Here is an 18,652-nt window from a genome sequence, read left to right as displayed (position 1 = left end):
AGCTGGGTGGGGAGGTGCTCAGCCCAGGCGCCGCACCAGCGCCCGGTACTGGTCCCACAGCTCGGCGGGCGTGTGGTCGCCGAAGGTGTTCAGGTGCTCGGGGACGAGTGCCGCCTCCTCGCGCCACACCTCCTTGTCGACGCCGAGCAGGAACTCCAGGTCGGCGTCGGCGAGGTCGAGCCCTTCGGTGTCCAGGGACTCCTTGGTCGGCAGCACGCCGATCGGGGTCTCGACGCCGTCCGCCCTGCCCTCCAGGCGCTCCACGATCCACTTCAGGACGCGACCGTTCTCGCCGAAGCCGGGCCAGACGAACCTGCCGTCGTCGTCCTTGCGGAACCAGTTGACGTAGTAGATCTTGGGCAGCTTGGACTGGTCCTTGTCCTTGGCCACGTCGATCCAGTGCCCCATGTAGTCGCCCATGTTGTAGCCGCAGAACGGCAGCATGGCGAAGGGGTCGCGGCGCAGCTCGCCGACCTTGCCCTCGGCGGCGGCGGTCTTCTCGGAGGCCACGTTGGCGCCGAGGAAGACGCCGTGGTTCCAGTCGAAGGACTCGGTGACCAGCGGTACGGCGGTGGCGCGGCGGCCGCCGAAGAGGATCGCCGAGATCGGCACTCCCCTGGGGTCCTCCCACTCCGGCGCGATGATCGGGCACTGCGCGGCGGGCGTGGTGAAGCGGGCGTTGGGGTGCGCGGCGGGCGCGGCGGACTCGGGCGTCCAGTCGTTGCCCTTCCAGTCCGTCAGGTGGGCCGGGGTCTCCTCGGTCATGCCCTCCCACCAGACGTCGCCGTCGTCGGTGAGGGCGACGTTGGTGAAGACCGAGTTGCCCCAGAGGGTCTTCATGGCGTTGGCGTTGGTGTGCTCACCGGTGCCGGGCGCGACGCCGAAGAAGCCGGCCTCGGGGTTGATGGCGTACAGGCGGCCGTCCTCGCCGAAGCGCATCCAGGCGATGTCGTCGCCGATGGTCTCCACGGTCCAGCCGGAGATCGTCGGCTCCAGCATGGCGAGGTTGGTCTTGCCGCAGGCCGACGGGAAGGCGGCGGCGACGTACTTGGGCGCGCCGGTGGGCGGGGTCAGCTTCAGCACCAGCATGTGCTCGGCGAGCCAGCCCTCGTCGCGGGCCATGACGGAGGCGATGCGCAGGGCGTAGCACTTCTTGCCGAGCAGGGCGTTGCCGCCGTAGCCGGAGCCGTAGGACCAGATCTCGCGGTCCTCGGGGAAGTGCGAGATGTACTTGGTGCTGTTGCAGGGCCAGGGGACGTCCGCCTGGCCGGGCTCCAGCGGGGCGCCGACGGAGTGCACGGCCTTGACGAAGAAGCCCGTCTCGCCCAGCTCCTCCAGGACCGGCTGTCCCATGCGGGTCATGGTGCGCATGGAGGCGGCGACGTACGCGGAGTCGGTGATCTCGACGCCGAGCGCGGAGAGCGGGGAGCCGAGGGGGCCCATGCAGAAGGGCACGACGTACATGGTCCGGCCGCGCATCGAGCCGCGGAACAGACCGCCCTCGCCCTTGTCACCGGTAAAGACGGCCCGCATCTCGGCGGGGTCCTTCCAGTGGTTGGTCGGGCCCGCGTCCTCCTCCTTGGCGGAGCAGATGAAGGTCCGGTCCTCGACGCGCGCGACGTCGGTGGGGTCGGAGGCCGCGTAGTACGAGTTGGGGCGCTTGATCGGGTCGAGTTTGCGGAAGGTGCCCTTCTCGACGAGCTCCCCGCACAGGCGCTCGTACTCGGCCTCGGATCCGTCGCACCAGACCACTGCGTCCGGCTGGGTCAGTTCGGCGATCTCGTTCACCCACGAGATCAGTTCCTGGTGGTTGGTGGGGACGGGGGGAGCAGCGATGTCGCGCGCCACGATTGCTCCTAAATGAGGGGTTTTTTGTTGGAGGCCCCGTGGGGGCTGCGACCCGGACGCGTGACGTGTGCCTCGTGGGCGCTCATCCGGTGTCGACCGCACTCATTTGATCATCCGACCTGAGCGCCCATCTGTCCAGAGGGCGTCACAACTGAGCGGCGTGAGGATCGCCACGTACCCACAGGGGGTGCGACGGGGGCGCGGGCCGGGGTGCGACGCCGGATTCCCCGTGAGACGATGGCCACTCGCCATGCGCCATACGTCCGTACTGATACGTAACTTACGGAACCGTAGGTACGATGCGCCCATGACTGCGTCCGTCCCCGACGCGCCCAGGGACCTGCCGGCCGGCGGCCGCGGGCCTGTAGCGCTCCCCCTCCCGCATCCGGCCAAGCCGAAGCTGCGCGGCTGGCTGCACCTCGGCATGTTCCCCGCCGTCCTGATCGCCGGTCTGGTGCTCACCGCCCTCGCCGAGTCGCCCGAGGGCCGGATAGCCTGCGGTGTCTACGTCCTGACGGCCTGCCTGCTGTTCGGCGTCAGCGCGCTCTACCACCGGGGCAACTGGAGCCCGCGCATGGACGGCGTACTGCGCCGCCTCGACCACGCCAACATCTTCCTGATCATCGCGGGCACCTACACCCCGCTCACGATGCTGCTGCTGCCCGGCGCCAAGGGCGAGTGGCTGCTGTGGGGCATCTGGGCGGCCGCCGCGGCCGGCATCGTCTTCCGCGTCTTCTGGGTCGGTGCCCCGCGCTGGCTCTACACCCCCTGCTACCTCGCCATGGGCTGGGCGGCCGTCTTCTACCTGCCCGAGTTCATGCGGGCCGGCGGCATCGCCGTCCTCGTCCTGGTGATCGTCGGCGGCCTGCTCTACAGCGCGGGCGGCGTGATCTACGGCCTCAAGCGCCCCAACCCCTCACCGCGCTGGTTCGGCTTCCACGAGGTGTTCCACTCCTTCACCCTGGCCGCCTTCATCGCGCACTACGTGGGGATCTCGCTGGTGGCGTACTAGGCCGCCCGGGCCGCCACCGGTCGCCACCGGTCGCCGCCGTACGGTCGTCACACGGTCCTCGCGTGGCCGAGAATGATCCGTATGACCGCCGCACGTTCCGCCCCCTCCCCCGCCGAGACGCCGCGGCCGGGTCTGCGGGAGCGGAAGAAGATCAAGACCCGTGAGGCGATCCGCGCCGCGGCCTACGGGCTGATCCGTCAGCAGGGGTATGAGACCACGACGGTCGAGCAGATCGCCGAGCGCGCCGAGGTGTCCCCGTCGACCGTGCTGCGCTACTTCCCGACCAAGGAGGACATCGTCCTCACGGACGAGTACGACCCGGTCATGGCCGCGGAACTCGCCGCCCGGCCCGCGGGGGAACCCTGGTCGGACTCCCTGCGGCACGTGCTGCGCAAGGCCCTCGACCTCGGCGCCGGCGAGGAGGCCGAACTGACCCGGCTGCGGACGCGACTGCTGGCCGAGGTGCCCGCGGTGCGCTCGCGCATGCTGGAGAACATGTCGGCCACCGGCCGGATGCTCGCCCGCGCCATCGCCGACCGCACCGGCCTCGACCCGGACGGCCTCGAGGTCAGGATCGTGTCGATGTCCCTGGTCGGCGGCCTGATGGAGGTCTCCCGGTACTGGGCCGAGCACGACCACGAGGAGAGCCTGGCCGAACTGGTCGACCGCGCCCTGGACGCCCTGGAGAACGGGCTGCCCGCCCTCCGGGGAGGCCACCGAGAGGGCCACCGGGAAGGCCGCCGGGAAGGCCCTCGAAAAGGCTGAGGCCAGGGCCCCGCCCCGTGGCATCCTGACCGGGTGAACGGTCCCGAGATCCACGTCGAGTTCGCCCCCGAGCTGCACCTGTTCGTCCCGCGCGCCCGCCCCACCGGCGTCGCCCGCGCGGCCACCGACGGCGTCTCCACCCTCGGCCATCTCGTCGAGTCCCTCGGTGTGCCGCTGACCGAGGTCGGTGCCCTGCTCGTCGACGGCCGCGAGGTCCCGCGCGGCCACATCCCGGCGGGCGGCGAGTCGGTGCGCGTGCGGCCCGTCCAGCACCCTCAGCAGGTTCCCGGCGCTCCCCTGCGGTTCCTGCTCGACGTGCACCTCGGCACCCTCGCCCGCCGGCTGCGGCTGCTCGGCGTGGACACGGCGTACGAGTCGACGGACCTCGGCGACCCGGCGCTCGCCGCACTGTCCGCGGCCGAGAAGCGGGTCCTGCTCAGCCGCGACCGCGGACTGCTGCGCCGACGCGAGCTGTGGGCCGGCGGCTACGTCTACAGCACCCGCCCCGAGGAGCAGCTCCAGGAGGTCCTGGACCGGTTCCGGCCCGCCCTGCGCCCCTGGACTCGGTGCACCGCCTGCAACGGACTGCTCGGGGCGGCCACCAAGGAAGAGGTGGCGGAGCAGCTCAAGGGCGGCACGCAGCGGTCGTACGACGTCTTCGCCCAGTGCACCGCGTGCGGCCGCGCCTACTGGCGGGGCGCGCACCACGAGCAGCTGGCGGCGATCGTGGAGCGCGCCGTGAGCAGGAGTACTCAGGGCGGTTGAGCAGTTCGGCCCATCACCGGCGGCCGGTCCGCACGGTGTGCTGGTCGCCATGACCACCGCGTCGCGGCTCCCCGCCGCCGAGCTCACCCACACGCAGCTCTCCGCCCGCGCCCTGACCACCGGCTCCGTGGCCGGACTCGTCCTGCTCCTGCCGACCGTCGTCCTCGCGTGGACCGTCGTGCTCGCCTCCGAGCGGGGCAGCCGCTGCCTGACGTACGGCGAGCAGTGCTCGCGTGTTCCCGGCGGCGCCCTGTGGGCGTGCTTCTGGGCCTCGGCCGCCCTGGGCGCACTGGCCCTGGCCCTGCCCCGCACCCGGTGGACGCCCGCCAGGTGCGGGGCCGTGGTCCTGCAGTGGGGCGCGCAGCTCACGCTGGGCGCGCTGATCCTCGCCGACGCCTGACGCCCCTGCCGGCCGGGCCGGTGCGCGCCGGCTCAGCCGCTCGGGGCGACGCCCAGCGCCGCACGCAGTCGCTCCGGGTCGGTGGTCGGTGCGTCGCAGGTGAAGTTCCGGCAGACGTACGCGGCCGGTGCCCCGCCCACCAGGGGCCGGTCGGCGAGCAGCGGGAACTCCTCGCTCCCCTCGGTGCCGAAGGCGACGACCGTCCCGGGCGCGGTGCCGAGCAGCGCCGTACGGTGCAGCCCGCGCGCGGCGGGGTCGGCCGGCTCCGCGGCGACGACGGCGACTTCGCGCGGGCCGTCGAGCAGTGCCTCGGCGGCCGCCAGTCCCCAGCCGATGAAGCGCGGGACGCGCGGGCCGAGCGCCTTGACCACGCCGAGGGCGCGTTCGGCGGCGGTGCGGTGGGGCGCGGAGCCGGTGTGGGCGGCGTACGACAGCAGGGCGCCCGCGGCGGCGCTCCAGCCGGACGGCGTGGCGTTGTCGGTGGGGTCCTGCGGGCGGCGGATCAACTGCTCGGCGTCGGCCGCGGTGTCGTACAGCGAGCCGGACTCGTCCGTGAAGCGGACGAGGACGTGGTCGAGCAGGAAACCGGCGAAGTCCAGCCAGACGCCCTCCCCGGTGACCGACGCCAGCGCGAGGAAGCCCTCGGCCACGTCGGCGTAGTCCTCCAGCACGCCGGCGTTGGCACCGGCCCGGCCGTCCTTGCTGGTGCGGGTGAGCCGGACCTGCTCGTCGAGGTGCAGCCGCACCAGCAGGTCGGCGGCGGCGACGGCGGCCTCGACCAGGTCGGGGCGTTCGAAGTAGGCGCCGGTCTCGGCGAGCGCGGCGATCGCCAGGCCGTTCCAGGCGGCGACCACCTTGTCGTCCCGGCCCGGAGCGGGGCGGCCGTCCCGCGCGGCGAGCAGCCGCTCCCGGACCGACGCGATCCGCGCGGCGTCGAAGACGCCCTCCTGCTGCGGCAGTTGCAGCACGGAGGCGCCGTGCTCGAAGGTGCCCTCCTGGGTCACGCCGAAGTACTGCGCGGCCAGCTCCGCGTCCTCGGCACCGAGCACCTCGGTGAGCTGCGCGGGCGTCCACACGTAGTAGGCGCCCTCGACGTGCCTCCCGGTTCCGTCGTCGCTGTCCGCGTCCAGCGCGGAGGCGAACCCGCCCTCGGCGGTGCGCAGTTCCCGCACCATGAAGTCGGCGGTCTCCAGCGCGACCCGGCGGGCCAGGTCCGAGCCGGTGGCCCGCCACAGGTGGGCGTACACGCGGCACAGCAGCGCGTTGTCGTACAGCATCTTCTCGAAGTGCGGCACGACCCACTCGCGGTCCACGGAGTAGCGGGCGAAGCCGCCGCCCAGCTGGTCGTAGATGCCGCCGCGCGCCATCCGCTCGCAGGTGTCGGCCGCCATCTGGAGGGCGCCCTCGGCGCCGGTGCGGGCGTGGTGGCGCAGCAGGAACTCGACCGCCATGGACGGCGGGAACTTCGGCGCCCCGCCGAACCCGCCGCGCTGCGCGTCGTACTCCCGGGTGAGCCCGAGCAGCGCCTGCCCGAGCTGCTCCTCGCCGGGCGCCTCGGCGTCGCCGTAGGAGATCTCCCGCCCGGCGAGGTCCCGGACGATCTTCCCGGCGACCTCGTCGACCTCGTCGCGCCGCTCGGCCCAGGCCTGCTGGACGCCCTGGAGCACCTGACGGAAGGAGGGCATGCCGTGCCGGGGCTCGGGCGGGAAGTAGGTGCCGAAGTAGAAGGGCTCCGCGTCCGGCGTGAGGAACACGGTCATGGGCCAGCCGCCCTGCCCGGTCGCCGCCTGCACGGCCTCCATGTAGACGGCGTCGACGTCGGGACGCTCCTCGCGGTCGACCTTGACGCTCACGAAGTGCGAGTTGAGGTACTCGGCGGTGGGCCCGTCCTCGAACGACTCGTGCGCCATGACGTGGCACCAGTGGCACGCGCTGTAGCCGACGCTCAGCAGGACGGGGACGCCGCGCCGCCGGGCTTCTTCGAACGCCTCGGCCTCCCACGGCCACCAGTCGACCGGGTTCTCCGCGTGCTGGAGGAGGTAGGGGGACGTCGCCTGCGCAAGTCGGTTGGGCATGCGTCCATCCTCGCGCACGTGCCGCCGCCCCGCCCATACGCCACGGGTGGAGGGACGTACGGGTGGGGCGGCCGGAGCCTCGGGGAGGCTCGTGCTCAGTAGTCGACCCGGTCGGTCTTGGCGATCCAGGCGTCGAACGGCTGGGTGCGGTGGGGCAGGTCGAGGTGTTCCACGGTCATGGGCCAGTTCGCCTGCGGACGCTTCTCGAACAGGTCGTAGAACTTGCGGTCGTCGAAGCCGGCCACGGCGGCGTCGTGGCGGTCGGCGGAGAAGACGAGGCGGTCGACGCGGGCCCACAGGGCCGAGGAGAGGCACATCGGGCAGGGCTCGCACGACGTGACGAGGGTGCAGCCTTCCAGACTGAACGTGCCGAGCGCCCTGCAGGCCGCTCGGATGGCGCTGACCTCGGCGTGCGCGGTGGGGTCGAGGCCGGCGGTCACCTGGTTGCTGCCGAGGGCGACGATCTCACCGCCCTTGGCGATCAGGGCGCCGAAGGGGCCGCCGCCGTCGCGGACGCTGGTGGTGGCCAGCTCGATGGCCTTGTCCATCCAGGCGCGCTCGGACTCGCGGATGCCGGCGTCGAGGGTGTCGGTGGTCATGCGTGCTCCTTCTTGGGCGGGCAGCGTGCGGGAGTACGGCGTGCGGGCCTGCGCTTCACGGGGAGGATGCGCAGGAGCAGTACACAGCTCGCCGGCGAGACCCGGCCAGGGGCCGAAAACATGAACTACGGACCGGCCGCGACCGGCGCTTCGTAGATTCCCACAAGGGTCCGCGAGGGCCCCGGAGGGGTCAGGTCCGGTCCGCCTCGAAGGTGCGCAGCAGGTCGGCCGCGACGCTCACGGCGATGGTCGCGGGCTCCTTGCCGGTGATGTCGGCCAGCCCGATCGGGGTCTTGATCCGGTCGATGACGGCGTCGTCGTGGCCGCCCTCGTCGGCGAGGCGCTTGCGGAAGCGCGCCCACTTGGCCGCCGAGCCGATCAGTCCGATGGACCCCAGATGGTCCGTGCGCAGGGCGGCGTCGCACAGGGCGGCGTCCTCGGCGTGGTCGTGGGTCATGATCAGGACGTGGGTGCCGGGCGGCAGCTCGGCCAGCACCTCCTCCGGCAGCAGCGGCGTGTGGTGCGTGCGCACCTGCGCCACGGCGTCCGCCAGCACGCCGAGCCGCTCCTCGGCCAGGAGCTCGGCGCGGCTGTCGACCAGGTGCAGGTCGAGGTCCTGGCGGGCCAGGATGCGCGCCAGTTCCAGGCCGACGTGCCCGACGCCGAAGACCGCCACCGCCCGGACCACCGGCAGCGGTTCGAGCAGTACGGCGACGGTGCCGCCGCAGCACTGCACGCCGTGCCGGTTGGTCACCTTGTCGTTGAGGGCGAAGTCCAGCATCTCCGGTTCCGGCGCGGCCGCGGCGATCATCTCCCGGGCCCGGTCGACGGCGACGGCCTCGACGTTGCCGCCGCCGATCGAGCCCCAGGTCCCGGTCCGTCCCACGACGAGTTTGGCACCGGCGGCCCGTGGGGCGTGGCCGCGCACGGTCGCGACGGTCACCAGCACGCCGGGCTCCCGGCGGGCCCGCAACCGCGCGACCGCGGCGACCCAGGTCATGTCAGGCACCGCTCAGCGCTTCCACGCCGGTGCGGACCGCGCCGTCGTCGAAGGCCGCGGCGTCGCCGGCCCGGCCGTCTCCGGCGTTGTCACCCCGCCGGGCCGACTGGATCGCCCAGTACACGGCCTCCGGGGTGGCGGGCGAGGCCAGCTCGACGGCGGTCCCCCTCGGCCCGAACGCGGCGGCCGCCTGACGCAGCGCCTCGCGCACCGAGAACGCCAGCATCAGCGGGGGCTCGCCCACCGCCTTGGAACCGAACACCGCGCCTTCTTCGGTGGCGTTCTCCAGGAGGGTGACGTTGAACTCCTCGGGCATCTCCGAGAAGCTCGGCAGCTTGTAGGTGCTGGCGGCCTGGGTCAGCAGGCGGCCGCGGTTCGGGCCGTCGCCGGTGTCCCAGCGCAGGTCCTCCAGCGTCAGCCAGCCCGCGCCCTGCACGAAACCGCCCTCGACCTGGCCGATGTCGATCAGCGGGGAGAGGCTGTCGCCGACGTCGTGCACGATGTCCACCCGCCGGATGCGGTACGCGCCGGTGAAGCCGTCCACCTCCACCTCGGTCGCGGCGGCGCCGATGGCGAAGTACTTGAAGGGCGACCCCCGGAACGTCCTGGCGTCCCAGTGCAGCCCCTCGGTCCGGTAGTAGCCGGCCGCCGAGAGCTGGACCCGCTGGAGGTACGCGGTGCGCACCAGGTCGTCCCAGGCCAGCTCCCGGTCGCTGCCCAGGGTGCGTGCGACGCCCTCGGCGATGCGCACGTCCGCGGCGCCCGAGCCCAGTTGGCTCGCGGCGACCCGCAGCAGCCGCTCGCGCAGTTGCTCGCAGGCGTTCTTCACCGCCCCGCCGTTCAGGTCGGCTCCGGAACTGGCCGCGGTGGCGGAGGTGTTGGGCACCTTGTCGGTCCGGGTCGGGGCGAGGCGCACCTTGTGCAGCGGAATGCCCAGCGTGGTCGCGGCCACCTGGAGCATCTTGGTGTGCAGGCCCTGGCCCATCTCGGTGCCGCCGTGGTTGATCAGGACGGAGCCGTCCTTGTAGATCAGCACCAGCGCGCCGCCCTGGTTGAAGGCGGTCAGGTTGAACGAGATGCCGAACTTCACGCCGGTGACCGCGAGGGCCCGCTTGGTGTGCGGGTGCGCGGCGTTGAAGGCGGCGATCTCGCGCTCGCGGTCGGCGACGCGGCCGTTGTCCTGGACCTGCTGCCAGACGGCGGCGATCCGCTCGGGCTGGGTGACGGGCTGCCCGTACGGTGTCGTCTGGCCCTGGCCGGGCCGGTAGAAGTTGCGTTCCCGCAGCTCCCTGGCGTCCACGCCGAGCCGGGGCGCGCAGCGGCCCAGGATGTCCTCGATCACCAGCATGCCCTGCGGTCCGCCGAAGCCGCGGAAGGCGGTGTTGGAGACCGTGTTGGTCCGGGCGATGCGGCCGGCGACCCGCGCGTTGGGGATCCAGTACGTGTTGTCGATGTGGCACAGCGCGCGGGCGAGCACCGGCTCGGACAGGTCAAGACTCCAGCCGCCGTCCGCGGTCAGCGTGGCGTCGAGGGCCTGGATGCGGCCCTCGGTGTCGAAGCCGATCCGCCAGGTGGCGTGGAATCCGTGCCGCTTGCCGGACATGGTGAGGTCCTGGGTGCGGTTGAGCCGGAACCGCACCGGGCGGCCGGTCAGCCTGGCGCCGAGCGCGGCGACGGCCGCGAAACCGTGCGGCTGCATCTCCTTGCCGCCGAAGCCACCGCCCATCCGCAGGCACTGCACGGTCACCTCGTGGGCGGGCACGCCGAGCACGTGCGAGACGATCTCCTGGGTCTCGGACGGGTGCTGGGTGCTGCTCTGGATGAACACCTGCCCGTTCTCGTCGACCTGGGCGAGGGCCGCGTGTGTCTCCAGGTAGAAGTGCTCCTGCCCGGAGAACTGGAACTCGCCGGTGAACACGTGCGCCGAGTCGGCGAAGCCCGCGTCGACGTCGCCGTGCGTCATGACGGGGCGGGCACCGTGGTAGCTGTCCGCCGCGATGGCGTCCTGGAGCGTGATGACCGAGGGCAGCTCCTCGAGGTCCACCTCCACGGCCGCCGCGCCGAGCCGGGCCGCCTCCAGGGTCTCGCCGAGCACCCAGGCGACGGCGTGGCCGTGGAACATGACCTCGTCGGGGAAGAGCGGCTCGTCGTGCTTCATGCCGGCGTCGTTGACGCCGGGTACGTCGGCGCCGGTCAGGACCCGCACCACGCCGGGCACCGCGAGTGCGGGCCCGGTGCGCAGTGCGGTGACCCGGCCGCGGGCCTTCATGACCTGGACCGGGTAGGCGTGCAGCACGTCCTTGGTGCGCTGGACCAGGTCGTCGGTGTACAGCGCGGTGCCGGTGACGTGCTGGACGGCACTCTCGTGCGGCATCGCGACGCCGACGACCGGCTTCTCGGGACGCTCGGACAGGTGGCTCATGACGGCACCGCCTCGGTGGTCTGTGCGTACAGCTTCAGCAGGCTCTGGCCGAGCATCGCGGAACGGTAGTCGGCGCTGGCGCGGTGGTCGCTCATCGGCGTGCCCTCGCCCCGCAGCACCTCGGCCGCGGCCTCGGCGGTCCCGGCGGTCCACGGCCGTCCCTCCAGGGCGGCCTCGGTGGCGAGCGCGCGGACCGGGGTGGCGGCCACGCCGCCGAGCCCGATGCGCGCCTTGCGGACGGTGCCGTCCTCGATGTCGAGCGCGAAGGCGACCGCCACGCTGGAGATGTCGTCGAAGCGCCGCTTGGCGATCTTGTGGAAGGCCGTGACCGGAGCAAGCGGCAGCGGCAGGCGCACGGCGCGGATCAGCTCGCCGGGACGGCGCACGCTCTGCCGGTAGCCGGTGAAGTAGTCGGCCAGCGGGACCTCGCGCTCGCCGTCGGCGTCGGCGAGCACCAGCGACGCCTCCAGCGCGAGCAGCACCGGCGGGCTGTCGCCGATGGGCGAGCCGGTGCCCAGGTTGCCGCCGAGGGTCGCGCCGTTGCGGATCAGCCGGGACGCGAACTGCGGGAACAGCTGCGCCAGCAGCGGGACGGCGCCGTCGAGGCGGCGTTCGATCTCGGTGAGTGTCAGCGCCGCCCCGATCTCGACGTGGTCGGACTCGACGCGCAGCTCGCGCAGTTCGGGCAGCCGGTCGACGGCGACCACGCAATCCGCCCGCCGGGAGCGGATGTTGACCTCGACGCCCCAGTCGGTGCTGCCGGCGACCACCACGGCGTCGGGCCGCTCGCGCAGCAGCCGCAGGGTCTCGGCCAGGGTGCTGCGGCGCAGGAAGGCGCTGTCGTCCTGGCGGTATTCGGTGGCGACCGGCGCGGGCGGGTCCTGCTCGCGGCGCCGGGCCAGCGGATCCTCGTCGGTGGGCGCGCCGACGGCGAACGCGGCGTCGCGGATCGGCCGGTAGCCGGTGCAGCGGCACAGGTTGCCGCTGAGCGCGTGCAGGTCGAAGCCGTTCGGGCCGTGCTCGGCGTCGTGACTGTCGCCGCTGTCGCGACTGTCACCGCTGTCGTGGCTGTCGGCGCTGTCGGCAGCGCTCGGGTCCGCGCCCCGGTCCGCGTGGGCGCAGCGGTCGGGCCGGTAGTACTCGGCCGCCATGCTGCAGACGAATCCCGGCGTGCAGTAACCGCACTGGGAGCCGCCGCGGGCCGCCATCTCCTCCTGCACCGGGTGCAGGACGGGCGGTGTACCGGGCGCCTCGACGGTGGCGAGCCCCTCGGAGGTGACGACTTCCTGCCCGTCGAGCGCCGCGACCGGGACCAGGCAGGCGTTGACCGGCACCCAGTCGGTGGGCTTGTTCACCCCCGGGCGGGCCACCAGCACCGAACAGGCGCCGCACTCGCCCTCCGCGCAGCCCTCCTTGGTGCCGGTGAGGCCGCGCTCGCGCAGGAAGTCGAGCACCGTGGTGTGCGGGGCGGCCGGTGCGATCGGTGCTTCTTTTCCGTTGACCGTGATCCGCGCCGTCACCATGACAGACCTTCATTTCGACTCGGGGCAGGCCGATTCGGGACAGGCCGATTCGGGACAGGCCGATTCGGGACAGGTGGATTCATCATGTTCGCCAATTTCAGGCAGCTTTCTGAGTCCGGACGCGCCGCGGAAGTCGAGCGAGCGCACATCGGCACGCGTCAACGGCATGCCGTGAAGTGGTGAAAGTGAAGGAAAACCCGGAATGTGCCACGCGGGGGCACAGCGGAACGGCGTGTCAGCAGCCGTGCGCGACCCGACCCGAAACCCACACCGTGCGGCGGGCGAGGCGACTCAGGTCGGAGTTGGTGTACATCTGCCGGTCGCCTCCTGTCGGTAGTCATGGGTCTGCTTCCCCCGCAAATTAGTGGCTGCGGTCACCGGGGTCAAGAGTGGAATTCGTCGATTCTCACGCCCGGTGCGGACCACCCCTCCCCAGGGTCTCCTCGTCGCAGGACACTTGACCCACGCATAACCGGGGAAGGACCCGGGGATGGGCCCGGGAGGGCCCCTGGGACGTTTGGGGCCACCGGGGCGCCCGGGGCGACCCGGCAGGACACCGATGCCGCCGGAGGGGGCGCGACATGCGGGACAGTCATCGGGTGGAGGCCGAAGGGCTGCTCAGGCGAGCCGTGGAGGAGGAGGTACGGCGCTCGGGCGGACGCACGGACGGGAACGTACTGCTCTCCAGGGCGCGCGCGGCGCTGGACGCGATGGCGGGGACGGCGGGCGAGGAGTACACGGCCTACACCCACGCCCTCGACGAGGCGGCGGCCGGACAGCTCACCTTCCGCCAGCGCTACGCCCGTGAGGGCGCCGGCACTCCCCTGCTGGTGGCCGCCGTGGCCGCGGTCGCCGCGGTGGTGGCCGACGTGGCGCTGGGTACCGGCACCGGCACCGCGGTGGGCGCGGGGGTGACGGTCGGGGTCGTCGGCGCGGCGGCGACCGTGGTGAAGGTGGTCGGGGCCCATGTGCCGGCCGCCCACCACCGGGCCGGGGCGGTCGGCCAGCCCGGCGGGCCCGAGCAGTTGCGGCTGCAGTGGCTCACCGCGCTGGAGGTGCGCGGCATCCGGCCGTTCCTGGACCAGCAGCGGATGCTCGCCGCGTCCACCGCACCGGCCAAGACCGGGCCGAAGCTGCGGGGTACCGACAAGAGCGCGGCCGCCCGGGGGCGCAGCGCGCTGGAGCAGTCGTTCGGGCAGCTACCGGAACCGGAGGGCGCGTTCGCGGGCCGGCGGGCGGAGATGGCACGGCTGCGGCAGTGGGTCCAGGCGGCCCGCGCGAGCACCGAGACCAAGCCGACGGTGGTGGTGCTGCACGGGGCGCCCGGCAGCGGCCGTACGACGCTTGCGGTCCGGGCCGTCCACGAGCTGCGGGACTACTTCCGCGGGGCCTGCCTGGTCGACCTGCGCGGGTCCGGGTCCGCCGCGGGCGGCGCCGGGACGGGCGGCCCCGGATCCGGCGGCGGTTCCGGATCGGTCGGCTCCGTGGAGGGCGGGGAGTCGCCGCTGAGCACCCGGGACGCCCTGCTGCACCTGCTGAACCGGCTCGGGGCGCCGCGCGAGCAGCTGCTGTTCCGGGAGCGGTCCTCCGCGGACCAGCAGGTCAAGCGGCTCAGCGAGCTGTACCACCAGCATCTGACCGGCGTCCCGGTCACCGTCGTCCTCGACGACGCCTCGGACCCCGAGCAGGTGCGCACGCTGGTGCCGGAGCGCTCGGACAGCCTGGTGCTGGTCACCGCGCGCCAGGCGCTGCGGCTCCCGCCCGACCTGCCCGCCCGGGTGTACGACCTGCCCGTGGAGGTGCTGGACTCGGCGGGCGCGGAGGAGCTGCTGGGCGCCGCCGCCGAGGACGCGTCGGGGCCGTACGACGCCGAGTCGAGCGAGCAGATCCGGCAGCTGTGCGGCGGGCTGCCGCTGGCGCTGCGGATCGCCGGGTCGTCGCTGGGCCCGCGCTCGCCGCGCGCGCTGGCGACCGACCTGGCCGCCTACGGCCCGGTGGAGCCGGTCGAGCGGGCGCTGTGGCTGCGCTACACCGACCAGTCGGAGCCGGCCCGGCGGCTGCTGCGCCGGCTGGCGCTCGCGGGGCGCACCTCGCTGGGTGCCGCGGCCGCCGCCGCGCTGCTGGCCACGGACGAGACGGAGGCGACCCGGCAGCTCGCGGCGCTGTCGCGGGCGGGACTGATCGACCACGTCCGCGGCAGCCGCTACCGCCTGCACGACGTGGTGCGCGCCTTCGCCCGCGCCCGCCTCGCCGACGAGGAGGAGCCCGGCGAGCGGACGGCCGCGCAGGAACGGCTCATCGCCAACTACGCCGAGCTGGCCGACTCCGTACTGCGCCTGGTCGACGGCAACATGTCGACCCGCTCCAACCAGTTCGGCCAGTACGGCTTCACGTCCCTGGACGAGGCACTGCGCTGGCTGGACGACGAGTCGAGCTTCATCACGGCGGCACTGCGGCACGCGGAGGGCGTCGACCAGGGCACGGTCCTGAACCTGCTGGGCGCGCTGTGCGACTACTGCCTGCTGCGCGGCGACCTGTACCGGCTGGGTGAGATCAGCGAACTGGCGCAGTCCGTGGACCAGGGGCTGCTGGTGCGCTCGGTGCAGTGGCGCACCGGTATCGCGGCCCGGCAGCTGGGCGAGCTGGACAAGGCGCGTACGACGCTGGCCTCCGTGGTCGACCTGTACCGGGACGCCCACCACGACGCCGGCGCGGCGCGCGCCCTGTGCTCGCTGGGGATCACGCTGCACCACCAGGGCAACCTGACCGACGCGGCGGCCAAGCTCCAGGAGGCGCTGGACCTCCAGGCCCCGCCGGAGCTGGCCACGGACCGGGCGTGGACGCTGCACGCGCTGGCGGCGGTGCAGCGCGACCGGGCCCGGCTGGCCGAGGCGCTGGAGCTGCTCACCGAGTCACTGGTGCTGCACCGGGCGGGCGAGTCGGTGCACGGCCAGGCCTGGGCCCACTTCCAGCTCGGCCAGCTGCACCTGCGGATGGGCGATGTGCCGGGCGCGGAGTCGGACCTGCGGGAGGCCCTGGACCTGTACGGGCGCACCCAGGACGCCCGCGGCGAGGCCTGGGCGCTGACCCAGCTGGCGCGGGCCCGGCTGGTGGACGGGGACGTGTCCGCGGCGGTGGAGGGGCTGCGACGGGCGGAGACCCGGCACCGGGAGAACGCGGACGCGCGCGGCAAGGCGTGGAGCATCTACTACCTGGGCCAGGCACTGGAGGAGACGGGCGCCCTGGACCAGTCGGTGCGCGCACTGGAACGCTCCCGCACGATGTTCTCCCGGATGCGGGACGTGTACGGCCTGGCCTGCGCCCGGCACCACTCGGCCCGGGTCACCCGGGACCAGCGGGCCGCCCAGACCGGCTCGCTGCGCAACTCGGGCTTCGCCCGCCAGCTCCTGGTCGACGCGCGCGCCGACTTCCAGCGCATCGGCGTCGGGCACGGCGAGGCCTGGACGTGCCTGGAGCTGGCGGTCGTGGACGCGGGCAACGCCCGTACCCCGCAGGCGCTGGCCCTGTGCGACGAGGCCGCCGCCCTCTTCGCCGGGTACGGCGACCGGCGCGGCGAGGACTGGGCCCGCTTCCTGCGCTGCACGCTGCTGCCCTACGCCGCCCCCGGCGGGGTGGAGATCGGCACGGCGGTGGCGCAGGAGGAGCTGGCCCAGCTGTCCCGCGCCCGCCATCCGGTCCGCGACCCCAAGCTGGACGACTACGTGGACGCCTACCAGCTCCTGCTGGAGCGCGGCGTACAGCTGGAGGCGGGCTGGCAGGCCTGGCGCCTGGGCATGGTCCCGGGCCGCCAGGCGCGGGAGGTGATGGGCGTGGCGGTCACGGCCTGAGGCCGGGGCCGCCCGCCCTCGGCGCGGCTGACCGGGGTCGGCCCCGCTACCGGGGTCAGCCCCGCTGGGGCTTCGCCTCGGGGCCGCCGGAGGCGTCCTGCTCCGCCGGCTCCTTGAAGTCCACCTTGCCCATGTGCCGGTTCATGGACTTCATCAGACCCCACACCGCCAGGGCCATCACCGCGAAGACGATGAAGCCGAGGACACCGGGGGTGACCTTGTCCTCGTCGAGCTCGGCGAGGGTGACGAGGTGCGTCATTGCCAGGCTTGCGCTTGCACTCATGTCAGGCATTGTCGCGGATGCCCGCGAAGAGGTCGTCCTCGGGGAGGGAGGTTTCCACGAGGGACTTGGCCAGCTCGTACTCCTCGGTCGGCCAGACCTCCTTCTGGATCTCCATCGGCACCCGGAACCAGCCCCCCTCGGGGTCGATCTGCGTGGCGTGCGCGATCAGCGCCTTGTCGCGGATCTCGAAGAAGTCCGCGCAGGGCACGTGCGTGGTGAGGGTGCGCTCCTTGCGCTCGAACTCCGACCAGCGCTTGAGCCAGTCCTCGTAGGGCGACTCCAGCCCGCGGTCCAGCAGCGCGTGGTGCAGCGCCTCGGTGCGGGGCCGGTTGAAGCCCTGGTTGTAGTAGACCTTCAGCGGCCGGTACGCCGTTCCGTACTCGGCCTCCGGGTACTTCTCGGTGTCCGCCGCACCTTCGAACGCCACCATCGTGATCTTGTGGGTCATGATGTGGTCGGGGTGCGGGTAGCCGCCGTTCTCGTCGTAGGTGGTGATCACCTGGGGCCGGAAGGAGCGGATCTTCCGCACCAGCTCGCCGGCCGCCTTGTCGACGTCCTCCAGGGCGAAGCAGCCCTCCGGCAGCGGCGGCAGCGGATCGCCCTCGGGCAGCCCGGAGTCGACGAAGCCGAGCCACTCCTGCCGCACGCCCAGGATCTCCCGGGCCTCGTCCATCTCCTTCCTGCGCACCTCGTGGATGTTCTCCTCGATGTACGCGTCCCCCTGGAGCTTCGGGTTGAGGATGGAGCCGCGCTCCCCGCCCGTGCAGGTCACCACCAGCACGTCCACCCCCTCGGACACGTACTTCGCCATGGTGGCCGCGCCCTTGCTCGACTCGTCGTCGGGGTGGGCGTGAACGGCCATCAGTCGCAGCTGGTCAGTCAAGACTCAATCCTCGGTCAGTCGGCGCCCCGGCGTGCAGCGGCGCAATCGCAGGCTTCTATAGTGACCGAATCGGGAGCGGAATAATTCCGGGGCCCGGGAAGCCCCGCTCCCGCGGAGAGGACGATCATGAGTACGCCGAGCACGCGGACGCCCCAGGGTCGGTACGGCCGCTCCTCGGACGAGCAGGCCGACCGCACGCTCAAGGTCGTCGGCGCCGTGCTCGGCGCGCTCCTGCTCGCACTGATCGGCTGGTTCGGCTACCACTACGTCGGCCAGAACAAGATCAGCGGCGAGCTGATCGGCTTCGAGCTCGCCGAGGACTCGGTGCAGGTGCACCTGGAGGTCCGCAAGGACGCCGGCGTCACCGGCTACTGCACGGTGCGCTCCCAGGCGGAGGACGGCGACGAGGTGGGCCGGGCCGACTTCCGCTTCGACGGGGACGACACCCGCGTCGACAAGGTCGTCACGCTGCGGACCAAGGCCGCCGGGACGACGGCCGAGCTGCTCGGCTGCCACCCGGAGTGATCCAGCGGGCCCCACTGGCGCCAATACCCGCCGTCTGACCTGCGCCGACATGAATCTGGCGGCTTATGTCCTCCCCCTTTGGCCACTGAATTGTTAGGCTCGTGGTTTCGCCCTTCCGTGAAGGAACATCCTTCTGGGTAGGGCGTTGATTTGTATTCCCAGTACCAACGAGGAGCACCCGTGACCCAGACCAGCGAGAACGTCACCTGGCTGACCCAGGAGGCGTACAACAAGCTCAAGGAGGAGCTTGAATACCTTACTGGTCCTGCGCGCACCGAGATCTCTGCCAAGATCGCCGCGGCTCGCGAGGAGGGGGACCTGCGTGAGAACGGCGGGTACCACGCGGCGAAGGAGGAGCAGGGCAAGCAGGAGCTCCGCGTGCGCCAGCTGACCCAGTTGCTCGAGAGCGCCAAGGTGGGCGAGGCCCCGGCCGCCGACGGCGTCGTGGCGCCCGGCATGGTCGTCACGATCGCCTTCGACGGCGACGAGGACGACACGCTGACCTTTCTGCTCGCCTCGCGCGAGTACGCGAGCTCGGACATCGAGACGTACTCTCCGCAGTCCCCGCTCGGCTCGGGCGTCCTCGGCCACAAGGTCGGCGATGACGCACAGTACGAGCTGCCCAACGGCAAGCCGGCCTCGGTGAAGATCCTCAAGGCCGAGCCGTACAACGGCTGACCCGCAGCCCACCGTCAACGAGCCCC

Annotated in this window: 15 protein-coding genes; 7 read left to right on the top strand and 8 right to left on the bottom strand. The window is 72.6% G+C overall.

Going from position 1 to position 18,652, the window contains the following annotated elements; all coding sequences use genetic code 11:
- Window positions 1-18: 18 nt before the first annotated feature.
- Window positions 19-1,848, bottom strand: a complete 1,830-nt coding sequence (locus C4J65_RS22005; protein ID WP_115743932.1) for a phosphoenolpyruvate carboxykinase (GTP) — start codon at window positions 1,846-1,848, stop codon at window positions 19-21.
- Between the two features lie 307 nt (window positions 1,849-2,155).
- Between C4J65_RS22005 and C4J65_RS22000 the strand changes: the two genes are divergently transcribed.
- From C4J65_RS22000 to C4J65_RS21985, 4 genes are all read left to right on the top strand, one after another.
- Entirely contained in the window at window positions 2,156-2,860 is a 705-nt protein-coding gene (locus C4J65_RS22000; RefSeq protein WP_115743931.1) for a hemolysin III family protein, read from the top strand.
- A 72-nt stretch (window positions 2,861-2,932) separates the two neighbouring features.
- A complete protein-coding gene (locus C4J65_RS21995) occupies window positions 2,933-3,625 on the top strand; it encodes a TetR family transcriptional regulator (protein WP_162833282.1) in 693 nt (230 codons plus the stop codon).
- 33 nt (window positions 3,626-3,658) lie between these two features.
- Window positions 3,659-4,390 (top strand): Mut7-C RNAse domain-containing protein, encoded by a 732-nt coding sequence (locus C4J65_RS21990; protein ID WP_115743929.1) that lies wholly within the window; start codon window positions 3,659-3,661, stop codon window positions 4,388-4,390.
- A gap of 49 nt (window positions 4,391-4,439) precedes the next feature.
- The gene (locus tag C4J65_RS21985; protein ID WP_162833281.1) at window positions 4,440-4,790 is read left to right on the top strand and encodes a hypothetical protein; all 351 of its coding nucleotides are present in this window, start codon (window positions 4,440-4,442) and stop codon (window positions 4,788-4,790) included.
- Window positions 4,791-4,822: 32 nt separating this feature from the next.
- On the opposite strand, the gene C4J65_RS21980 is transcribed toward C4J65_RS21985, so the two are convergent.
- The 5 genes from C4J65_RS21980 to C4J65_RS21960 form a co-directional block, all read right to left on the bottom strand.
- On the bottom strand, window positions 4,823-6,865 hold the full coding sequence (locus C4J65_RS21980) for a thioredoxin domain-containing protein (RefSeq protein ID WP_162833280.1): 2,043 nt from the start codon (window positions 6,863-6,865) through the stop codon (window positions 4,823-4,825).
- A gap of 95 nt (window positions 6,866-6,960) precedes the next feature.
- Window positions 6,961-7,464, bottom strand: a complete 504-nt coding sequence (locus C4J65_RS21975; RefSeq protein ID WP_115743926.1) for a nucleoside deaminase — start codon at window positions 7,462-7,464, stop codon at window positions 6,961-6,963.
- 190 nt (window positions 7,465-7,654) lie between these two features.
- Window positions 7,655-8,464, bottom strand: coding sequence for a xanthine dehydrogenase accessory protein XdhC (gene xdhC, locus C4J65_RS21970; RefSeq protein WP_115743925.1), 810 nt, complete (start codon window positions 8,462-8,464; stop codon window positions 7,655-7,657).
- Window position 8,465: 1 nt separating this feature from the next.
- Window positions 8,466-10,886 (bottom strand): xanthine dehydrogenase molybdopterin binding subunit, encoded by a 2,421-nt coding sequence (gene xdhB, locus C4J65_RS21965; RefSeq protein WP_115743924.1) that lies wholly within the window; start codon window positions 10,884-10,886, stop codon window positions 8,466-8,468.
- Window positions 10,883-12,409: an FAD binding domain-containing protein gene (locus tag C4J65_RS21960; RefSeq protein WP_115743923.1), complete on the bottom strand. Its 1,527-nt coding sequence runs from the start codon at window positions 12,407-12,409 to the stop codon at window positions 10,883-10,885. The genes xdhB and C4J65_RS21960 overlap by 4 nt, the downstream gene beginning before the upstream one ends.
- Before the next feature lie 581 nt (window positions 12,410-12,990).
- On the opposite strand from C4J65_RS21960, the gene C4J65_RS21950 reads away from it, so the two are divergent.
- The gene (locus C4J65_RS21950; protein WP_115743921.1) at window positions 12,991-16,257 is read left to right on the top strand and encodes a tetratricopeptide repeat protein; all 3,267 of its coding nucleotides are present in this window, start codon (window positions 12,991-12,993) and stop codon (window positions 16,255-16,257) included.
- 55 nt (window positions 16,258-16,312) lie between these two features.
- Here the strand turns inward: C4J65_RS21950 and C4J65_RS21945 are convergent, their stop codons facing one another.
- Window positions 16,313-16,549 (bottom strand): hypothetical protein, encoded by a 237-nt coding sequence (locus C4J65_RS21945; RefSeq protein WP_174855371.1) that lies wholly within the window; start codon window positions 16,547-16,549, stop codon window positions 16,313-16,315.
- A complete protein-coding gene (mca, locus tag C4J65_RS21940; RefSeq protein ID WP_162833615.1) occupies window positions 16,542-17,402 on the bottom strand; it encodes a mycothiol conjugate amidase Mca in 861 nt (286 codons plus the stop codon). The genes C4J65_RS21945 and mca overlap by 8 nt, the downstream gene beginning before the upstream one ends.
- A gap of 147 nt (window positions 17,403-17,549) precedes the next feature.
- Between mca and C4J65_RS21935 the strand changes: the two genes are divergently transcribed.
- Window positions 17,550-17,948, top strand: a complete 399-nt coding sequence (locus C4J65_RS21935; RefSeq protein WP_115743919.1) for a DUF4307 domain-containing protein — start codon at window positions 17,550-17,552, stop codon at window positions 17,946-17,948.
- A gap of 180 nt (window positions 17,949-18,128) precedes the next feature.
- Window positions 18,129-18,626, top strand: coding sequence for a transcription elongation factor GreA (gene greA, locus C4J65_RS21930; RefSeq protein ID WP_115743918.1), 498 nt, complete (start codon window positions 18,129-18,131; stop codon window positions 18,624-18,626).
- Window positions 18,627-18,652: the final 26 nt, after the last annotated feature.

Source organism: Streptomyces sp. CB09001 (assembly GCF_003369795.1).
Classification (GTDB): Bacteria; Actinomycetota; Actinomycetes; order Streptomycetales; family Streptomycetaceae; genus Streptomyces.
The sequence above is the reverse complement of the archived record's forward strand: the minus strand, read 5'-3'. Positions and strand labels throughout refer to the sequence as shown.

What these genes read in the sequence shown, in the direction of transcription:
- C4J65_RS21945 (WP_174855371.1), bottom strand. Translation starts at nt 16,549, where the DNA reads ATGCCTGACATGAGTGCAAGCGCAAGCCTGGCAATGACGCACCTCGTC.
- mca (WP_162833615.1), bottom strand. Translation starts at nt 17,402, where the DNA reads ATGGCCGTTCACGCCCACCCCGACGACGAGTCGAGCAAGGGCGCGGCC.
- C4J65_RS21995 (WP_162833282.1), top strand. Translation starts at nt 2,933, where the DNA reads ATGATCCGTATGACCGCCGCACGTTCCGCCCCCTCCCCCGCCGAGACG.
- xdhC (WP_115743925.1), bottom strand. Translation starts at nt 8,464, where the DNA reads ATGACCTGGGTCGCCGCGGTCGCGCGGTTGCGGGCCCGCCGGGAGCCC.
- xdhB (WP_115743924.1), bottom strand. Translation starts at nt 10,886, where the DNA reads ATGAGCCACCTGTCCGAGCGTCCCGAGAAGCCGGTCGTCGGCGTCGCG.
- C4J65_RS22000 (WP_115743931.1), top strand. Translation starts at nt 2,156, where the DNA reads ATGACTGCGTCCGTCCCCGACGCGCCCAGGGACCTGCCGGCCGGCGGC.
- C4J65_RS21975 (WP_115743926.1), bottom strand. Translation starts at nt 7,464, where the DNA reads ATGACCACCGACACCCTCGACGCCGGCATCCGCGAGTCCGAGCGCGCC.
- C4J65_RS21960 (WP_115743923.1), bottom strand. Translation starts at nt 12,409, where the DNA reads ATGGTGACGGCGCGGATCACGGTCAACGGAAAAGAAGCACCGATCGCA.
- C4J65_RS21935 (WP_115743919.1), top strand. Translation starts at nt 17,550, where the DNA reads ATGAGTACGCCGAGCACGCGGACGCCCCAGGGTCGGTACGGCCGCTCC.
- C4J65_RS21950 (WP_115743921.1), top strand. Translation starts at nt 12,991, where the DNA reads ATGCGGGACAGTCATCGGGTGGAGGCCGAAGGGCTGCTCAGGCGAGCC.
- C4J65_RS21980 (WP_162833280.1), bottom strand. Translation starts at nt 6,865, where the DNA reads ATGCCCAACCGACTTGCGCAGGCGACGTCCCCCTACCTCCTCCAGCAC.
- C4J65_RS21985 (WP_162833281.1), top strand. Translation starts at nt 4,440, where the DNA reads ATGACCACCGCGTCGCGGCTCCCCGCCGCCGAGCTCACCCACACGCAG.